We start from the raw sequence: 6,624 nt of genomic DNA, 5'->3' as shown, positions 1-6,624 counted from the left end.
AACGGGACCGCCAAGATGATTGTGTCGGCCTCGAGTGCATCCCGCAGCGACTTGGCGACGACCGTGGGTCCAATCGCCCGAGCCTATGGCGCCAGCGCCTCGGGTGGCCGGCGGCTCGCGACGGTCACGTCGATGTTTTTACGGGCGAAGGCGTGGGCGAGGGCCTGGCCTACCGCACCGAATCCTACAATCGCATAGCTCATAATACTTCTCCGATCCGTGTTGGTCTTGATTCCCCGGCCCTCAACGGCGCTGGGTTATCCGTTTCGCTGCATGGCGACCTTCGCGAGATCTTCGGACTGCCACCCCAAGCGATGCGCGTCATCGGTTCGAATTCCTGAATTGACGCGTAGACGTCCTGCCGTGAACGACTTCCGCGCGGCCGGACGGTCAGCCGCGCGGCAGGCAAGCCCGGATACTCGAACGTGTGCGTCCAATCCTCCTCACTCGTTCATGTCGACATGGCTTGCGATCTCCGACTCAGGCGGAACCTATGACTCACAACCGACCCCAAGGAACACTGTTGCCGCCCATCTAGCCGTCTTATCGGTATCGGCGAAGCCGCTGATCTGTGCTAAGCCGCCGCCCGAATAGCCAAAGGAGTACACCCGTGAGCGAGCCGACCGTGGCCGAGGCGACCGACAGCATCTATGCATCGCTCCGGGCGAACAATGCCGACATCGACGCACATATCGCGGCGCTCAAAGCAGCGCTGACGCGAGAGGGGATAGAACAGGCGGTGTTCGATCCGGCAAGGCTGGCACAGAACAACCGTTCGGGCCGCAAGCTGATGCAGGCTTATTTTCGGCAGCGCGGCGTGAGCGTGAGGTTTTCGGCCTCGTAGGGGCGCACACTGAGGCGCCACAGCCCGCCGGCAATCATTGTGGTCCAGGACCCCTCGGGGAGTTCAGGCAAGTCCGCTTTTGGCTTCTGTAGGCCGACATGCGTCTTCTGGCCCCGCCGACGTCAAAGTACCTAGGAAATCGGCCGACAAATGGTCAATTCAATCACCTGCGCTGGCTGCCGAGTACATCAGCGACCGATTCGCCGCTTCTGGCCTTCGGATTTGACCGGCCCAATCGCATGTATCTGCCGCCTCGAGCGCTTCGGCGCGGTCAGATTTGTCTAACGCTCCTATCCGTCGAACCGACGCGAAGAACCGTGGATAGTCGCCCGAACACAAATCGAATAAGCGGAGAAACGCAGTCACCCGATCGCTGTAGACGGAAGTCGCGGCGAGCTTTGCGTTGTTGATCGGAGCATCGAACCAGGCGTCATATCCACGGTATCCACCCCAGCGCCTGTCGCGCATCTGTCGGTATCGCGTCCTCAGCCGTTCGATCGCGGCCTTCTTCGCGGCCCGCTTCTGCTCAGAAGTAACATCGTCGTCATAGACATGCCTTAGCTCGTCCCGGGTCTGCGACACCAGCACAAGAAACTCAGCTCTGCGCCTCCGGTCGGCTTCGTAACGGCGCAATCCGGCAGTATCGCCGGTCGCGCGCAGCCATTTTCTCACACCGGTTGTTTCGACAGCGACAGCGAACGCCTCGTTGAACGAGGAATCGTCATGCACGTAGACGCGCTGGTGAGCGAGTTCGTGGAATACCAGCCCTGCAAGATACGTTTCATCTTGGCTGAGCATGGTGCTTAGCAGCGGGTCACTTGACCAGCCGAGCGTGGAATATGCAGTGATGCCCGTCACATAGATGTCCAGGCCCTGTCTCTGAAGTTCGACAGCGGTTTCAATCGCAGACCTTTTGGAGAAGTACCCTCGGTACGGTACGCATCCGAACACCGGAAAGCACCATGTTCGTGGCGTCAGCGAGAATTCCGGCGCTGCAAAGATGGCCCATGTCACCGCGTCTCGACCAACGTCAACATAGCTGCGGTAGCTGTTGTTGTCCGGCAGCGCTAGTTCATCTATCGCAAACTGTCGGATGGCGCTCGCCGATGCCATTCGAGCGCGCAATGTCCCAGGGGTCGAAGGATTGTCGATCAGCTCTCCGACATCCTGGCGCGCCGCCATGATCTCCACGTGACCCTTCAAGGATTGTGCGTAGTAGGAAATGCTGGTGCAACCTGCCACGCCGGACATCACGATCATCGCAGCAACCGAACGAAAAGCATGCATCATGCCCACGGCATCGCTCACACTTCCGGATAGGGCAAATGTCGCAACTACGCCCGGTCCCAAACAGTCGCGCCAATTTGGTAAGGTCCTGGAGGGGGTTTAGGTTAGACGTTCGTCCTCGGCAAGATAGTCACAATTCGGTCACTCGCCGCCAAATTGCCGAATGTCCGGACACGGCCGACTTAAGCAACGCAGCATTTTCCACTTTGAGGCGAAATAATTCTCAACTATGGTCCGCCAGGCTTTAGGCATGGGGGAATATTGCCGATGGTTTTATCACGCAGGGGTGTCGTGCTCGGTGGCCTGGCGCTGGTCGCGGTGGGTGCAACCAGCAATATTGCTCAAGCCGCGGCGGCAAAATCCTTTTTCGCCGGTACCGCCAGCGACAACAATTTTGTCTATCGCAAGACCAACTTCGCCAAGATCGACAAGAGATGGCATCGCCAGATCGTCAAGTATTTCAGCAGCGAGCCGGTCGGCACCGTCGTGGTCGATACCCGCCACCACTTCCTCTACGTCATCATGGAAAACAAGACCGCCATCCGCTACGGCGTCGGCGTCGGCAAGGACGGCTTCAAATGGTACGGCCGCGCGACGATCGACCGCCGCGCGCTGTGGCCGCAATGGGTCCCGCCCCCCGAAATGCGTAAGCGCAAGCCGGACCTACCACCCATGGTCGCAGGCGGCGCGTCCAACAATCCGCTCGGGCCGCGCGCGCTCTATTTGCACCGCGACGGCGCCGACACCGGCTACCGCCTGCATGGCACGCTGGAGCCATGGAGCATCGGCACCGACGCTTCCAGCGGCTGCATCCGTATGTTCCCGGAAGACATCATCGACCTCTACCAGCGCTGCCCGATCGGCACCGCGGTGCAGGTCCTGCCGCACATCGCCGACCAGGCGCCCGCTTCCACCACTGTCGAATGATTGGCGCCTCATGAACCGCACGATTGAAAACACGCGCCGGCTGCTCGCCGCCGGCCTGCTGGTGCTGGTCGCATCCTGCTCGACCAGCAACACGCTGGCCCCTTCCACGCCCGACGTCACCAACACCGAGGTTGCCGGCTTCCAGAACGTGCAGCCGGGCAGCGACGAGGATTTTATCCTCAATGTCGGCCGCCGCACCTATTTCACGCAAGGTTCGGCCGCGCTCGATTCTGTCGCCAAGGCCACCCTCGACACCCAGATCGCCTGGTTAGCAAAGCATCCGCGCTGGCTGCTCAAGCTGCAGGGTTTCGCCGACGATCCCGGCGCAAGTGAAACGGCGCTGTCGCAGCAGCGCGCCGATGCGGTGATGGACTACCTCGCCGCCGGCGGCATAGACCGCAACCGCATGTGGGCCAAGGGCTACGGCAAGGACAGGCTCGTCCGCGAGTGCCCCGACAACGCCTGCAGGTCGCAGAACCGCCGGGTTGTGTCTAATTTGCGCGATGTGAGGGACGAGCCATAGGGCTGCTGTTTTGCTTGTGACCCGAAGCAGAGTCTCACACGCGACGGCGGCATGGCTGCTTTGCGCCTCATCTCAGTCGTTAACCCAAACTCTGCCTCGACTTGAAAGCGGTTGTTCCCACAACTGCAACAGCGGCAGCCAAGCGTCCTTTCTTTTGTGATGATCCCAAGAGCCATTGCTCTGCCACACTACGGCCTTTGGGTTACAGACAGGCGAGTGTGACGCCTGTTGCTTCGGCGTTTCCTGCGTGCTTGCGAACCGCAATATCGGAAGCAGATCGCTCGGTGACCTCCGTCGCCGATTTGGATCAATCAGCGGTTCACAATTTGTTTCGCGTAGGATAATGCCCGATCGTGGGAAATTTTGCGATCGTCACTGAATGAACAACCTTGACCTTTCCGCCACGACTTCGTTCTGAGCGTCAAGCCAGAGTACGCTACCAAGATTGTAAGCGGTCAGAAGAAAGTCGAACTGAGGCGTCGATTTCCACACCTTTACACGCGCGGCAGCGTCGACTTCTTCCGCACATATCCCGGAATGTATGTGCCGGCCGCTGATACTGCGATGTCAGGTCCTCGGTCAACCACTGCAGCATATCGCGTACGAGACCCTGGCTTTGACCAAGATGAATTGGAACAACACTCAGTTCGACAACGGAATGCCGATTACTATTGCGACGGCAAGACAGGTGGGGCAGGTGCTGAAGTACCTCGGAGACGGGCAGGAGATCGCTCCAAGGTACAGCTTTTACATGTAGAGAATCGGCTCTGACGCTGCGGAAGCGGGCAGCTCTATGTCGGCGAACGAAAGCGATGGAGTGAACACAAACGCCCACTCTGGCTGCGCGAACGGAGGGGAGTGCTGTGGAGTAATATCGGATAGCAGAGGACACTCGAGCGAATCCTAGGCCATCGATAGCAGTCGATAGATTCTAGGCGACCGACAGATCTGCCGCTCTGTCGGGCGTCTCCCCGCTCTTCGAACGGCGCCCATACCCCGTCGGGCCTACCTCAACCTTCGCGACTTTGTGGCCTTCAAATCTTCGGTCGCGCGCTGCTCGAAGAAGTTAGCGCGCGATCAGTTCGTGGAGATGTTTCGCCAGCACTATAATCTGCCGCTGATCCTGGTCGATGCTTCGGAGCCGGTGCTTTCCAACCATGCGGTCGAGCGGCACAATATCACGGCGGTCTGGCCGGAAAGCCGGCGCGCCAATCCCGCTGTGCGCGCCTTCCTCGACCTGTTGCAGGGTGTGTCGAGAAACAGGTGAAGGTCACGGCCAGCATTTGGCCTGAAGACACCGGGCAGGGGAAACTCAGCCGCAGGTGTCGACCGTCCGCTGGTCGGCGCCATTAGCGCCATAACCGTCTCGGCAGCTACGCGACGAAGCGGACCACGCCGCCATCCACCCGCAAAGCCGCGCCGGTTGTCGCCGAAGCCTGCTCCGAGCATGCGTAGATGATCATGTTGGCCACCTCATCGGTGGTCGCGAAGCGTTGGATGAGGGTGGTCGGACGCATCGCCTTCAAGAAGCCCTGTTCGGCCTCCTGCTGCGTGATTCCGTTTGCGTCAGCCTGCTTCGCCATGAAGTCGCCCAGGATCTCAGAGCGGGTAGGTCCCGGCAGGACGGCGTTGATTGTGACACCCGTGCCCGCGACCGCCTCGGCGAGCCCGCGCGACACCGCGAGTTGAGCGGTCTTGGTCATGCCGTAGTCGAGCATTTCCTTAGGGATGTTGACTGCGGACTCGCTACTTACAAACACGACGCGGCCCCAGCCTTTCGCCACCATCCGCGGCAGATAATGACGGGTCACGCGCACGCCACTCATTACGTTCAACTGGAAGAGGCCAAGCCAGTCCTCGTCGGGGATCTTCGCGATGTCCTCGACGCCACTGTAGCTCCGGATGTGAGCCGTACCAACATTGTTCACAAGGATATCGGCGTCCGGCGCCTGCGCGATCAAGGCCTGGGCACCCTCCGCTGTCGCAAGATCGGCGGCGATGCCCGAGATGTCGCTTCCGGGAAAGGCCTGCCGCATCTGCCTCACCGCCTCGTCGACCCGGGTATTCCCACGGCCGTTGACGACGACCGATGCACCGGCACGGGCAAACCCCTCCGCCGTCGCGCGGCCGATTCCGGCGGTGGATCCGGTGACAATCGCCTTGCGGCCCCTGAGTTCAATATTCATGTCATTTATCTCCAATGGTAGGTGGGTGATCATCCGCCGATCCAGGCTGGAAGCGCCCGTCGTCTGTTGAGTACCGACAATATTCGGGACGAAGGCAGGCCCAGTACTGTTCGGTCGAAAGCGTTGCGGCCCAAGCAACCGGCCAGGCCTCAAGACAAGCCCATTCAACTTGCCCTGCTTGCCACTTCCGCCTCCGCAGCGCGGGCGAGGCTTTCGACCCATTCCTGGTGATAGCGGTAGAGTGCACCGGGATGCTTGCGCCCGAGTTCCTCAAGGAACCAAGGGCCCTGCTGCGTTTCTTCGGTCAGCATATGGCAGCCATCGACCGTAGGAGTGATGACCCAGCCGTGGTACGCGCTCGAGCCGGTCTCGTCGCCATCGACCGTCGTCGCCCACGCGAGCCTGCGGAAGGGTTCACACTCCGTCACGACCAGACTCATCGGAAAGCCAACCGTCACCCGGCTGTATCTGGTTTGAAGCGCCAGTTCCGGCTTGCCGGTCAAGATCTTGACCTGATCTTCGGCGGGAAAGTAGCTCGACCAATTCTCGGCATCGACGAGCAGCTTCCAGACCACTTCAGCCGGCGCCTTCACGTCAATGTCGTTGAGTGCGTAGATGGCCGACGTTTTCGGATCATATCGCTCGGGCCAAATCACATGATCATACATCGATTACTGCTCCTTCTTGAACAAATCCTGGAAGATGAGCTGGCCCCAAGTGCGGCCGCGTGCGTGCACCAGCGCGCCACCCTCGTTGAGCTTTCCCAGCTTGACGGGTGCGAACCCGAGTTGTTTGGCCAAGGCCGCCACCGGAGCGGTCGCGTCCTCGTCGTCGCTCGACAGAAAGACGACCCGGTG

General features: G+C 60.4%; 6 protein-coding genes and 3 pseudogenes. 4 read left to right on the top strand and 5 right to left on the bottom strand.

What is annotated here, in order from left to right:
- Nucleotides 1–203, bottom strand: a pseudogene (locus NKH29_RS32165) (NAD(P)-binding domain-containing protein); the annotation flags it as partial.
- Between the two features lie 407 nt (nucleotides 204–610).
- On the opposite strand from NKH29_RS32165, the gene NKH29_RS32160 reads away from it, so the two are divergent.
- A complete protein-coding gene (locus NKH29_RS32160) occupies nucleotides 611–844 on the top strand; it encodes a hypothetical protein (RefSeq protein WP_023716496.1) in 234 nt (77 codons plus the stop codon).
- Nucleotides 845–1,003: 159 nt separating this feature from the next.
- Here NKH29_RS32160 and NKH29_RS32155 read toward each other — a convergent pair whose 3' ends face one another.
- Nucleotides 1,004–2,134: an aminopeptidase gene (locus NKH29_RS32155; protein WP_023716497.1), complete on the bottom strand. Its 1,131-nt coding sequence runs from the start codon at nucleotides 2,132–2,134 to the stop codon at nucleotides 1,004–1,006.
- A 264-nt stretch (nucleotides 2,135–2,398) separates the two neighbouring features.
- Between NKH29_RS32155 and NKH29_RS32150 the strand changes: the two genes are divergently transcribed.
- The 3 genes and pseudogenes from NKH29_RS32150 to NKH29_RS32140 all read left to right on the top strand — a co-directional run.
- Nucleotides 2,399–3,058, top strand: coding sequence for a L,D-transpeptidase (locus NKH29_RS32150; RefSeq protein WP_352482339.1), 660 nt, complete (start codon nucleotides 2,399–2,401; stop codon nucleotides 3,056–3,058).
- 10 nt (nucleotides 3,059–3,068) lie between these two features.
- Complete coding sequence (locus tag NKH29_RS32145; RefSeq protein WP_023716499.1) at nucleotides 3,069–3,581, top strand: OmpA family protein; 513 nt, start codon at nucleotides 3,069–3,071, stop codon at nucleotides 3,579–3,581.
- 1,141 nt (nucleotides 3,582–4,722) lie between these two features.
- A pseudogene (locus NKH29_RS32140) lies at nucleotides 4,723–4,848 on the top strand (LysR family transcriptional regulator); the annotation flags it as partial.
- 106 nt (nucleotides 4,849–4,954) lie between these two features.
- On the opposite strand, the gene NKH29_RS32135 reads toward NKH29_RS32140, so the two are convergent.
- The 3 genes and pseudogenes from NKH29_RS32135 to NKH29_RS32125 form a co-directional block, all read right to left on the bottom strand.
- Nucleotides 4,955–5,767 (bottom strand): SDR family NAD(P)-dependent oxidoreductase, encoded by an 813-nt coding sequence (locus tag NKH29_RS32135; RefSeq protein WP_023716502.1) that lies wholly within the window; start codon nucleotides 5,765–5,767, stop codon nucleotides 4,955–4,957.
- Between the two features lie 164 nt (nucleotides 5,768–5,931).
- The gene (locus tag NKH29_RS32130) at nucleotides 5,932–6,435 is read right to left on the bottom strand and encodes an SRPBCC domain-containing protein (RefSeq protein ID WP_023716503.1); all 504 of its coding nucleotides are present in this window, start codon (nucleotides 6,433–6,435) and stop codon (nucleotides 5,932–5,934) included.
- 3 nt (nucleotides 6,436–6,438) lie between these two features.
- A pseudogene (locus tag NKH29_RS32125) lies at nucleotides 6,439–6,624 on the bottom strand (NADP oxidoreductase coenzyme); the annotation flags it as partial.

Origin of the sequence: Mesorhizobium sp. M1295 (assembly GCF_040318135.1) — a bacterium.
Lineage (GTDB): Bacteria > Pseudomonadota > Alphaproteobacteria > Rhizobiales > Rhizobiaceae > Mesorhizobium.
Note: the sequence above shows the minus strand (reverse complement) of the source record. Positions and strands in the feature narration are given on the sequence as shown.

What these genes read in the sequence shown, in the direction of transcription:
- NKH29_RS32155 (WP_023716497.1), bottom strand. Translation starts at nt 2,134, where the DNA reads ATGATGCATGCTTTTCGTTCGGTTGCTGCGATGATCGTGATGTCCGGC.
- NKH29_RS32150 (WP_352482339.1), top strand. Translation starts at nt 2,399, where the DNA reads ATGGTTTTATCACGCAGGGGTGTCGTGCTCGGTGGCCTGGCGCTGGTC.
- NKH29_RS32145 (WP_023716499.1), top strand. Translation starts at nt 3,069, where the DNA reads ATGAACCGCACGATTGAAAACACGCGCCGGCTGCTCGCCGCCGGCCTG.
- NKH29_RS32135 (WP_023716502.1), bottom strand. Translation starts at nt 5,767, where the DNA reads ATGAATATTGAACTCAGGGGCCGCAAGGCGATTGTCACCGGATCCACC.
- NKH29_RS32130 (WP_023716503.1), bottom strand. Translation starts at nt 6,435, where the DNA reads ATGTATGATCATGTGATTTGGCCCGAGCGATATGATCCGAAAACGTCG.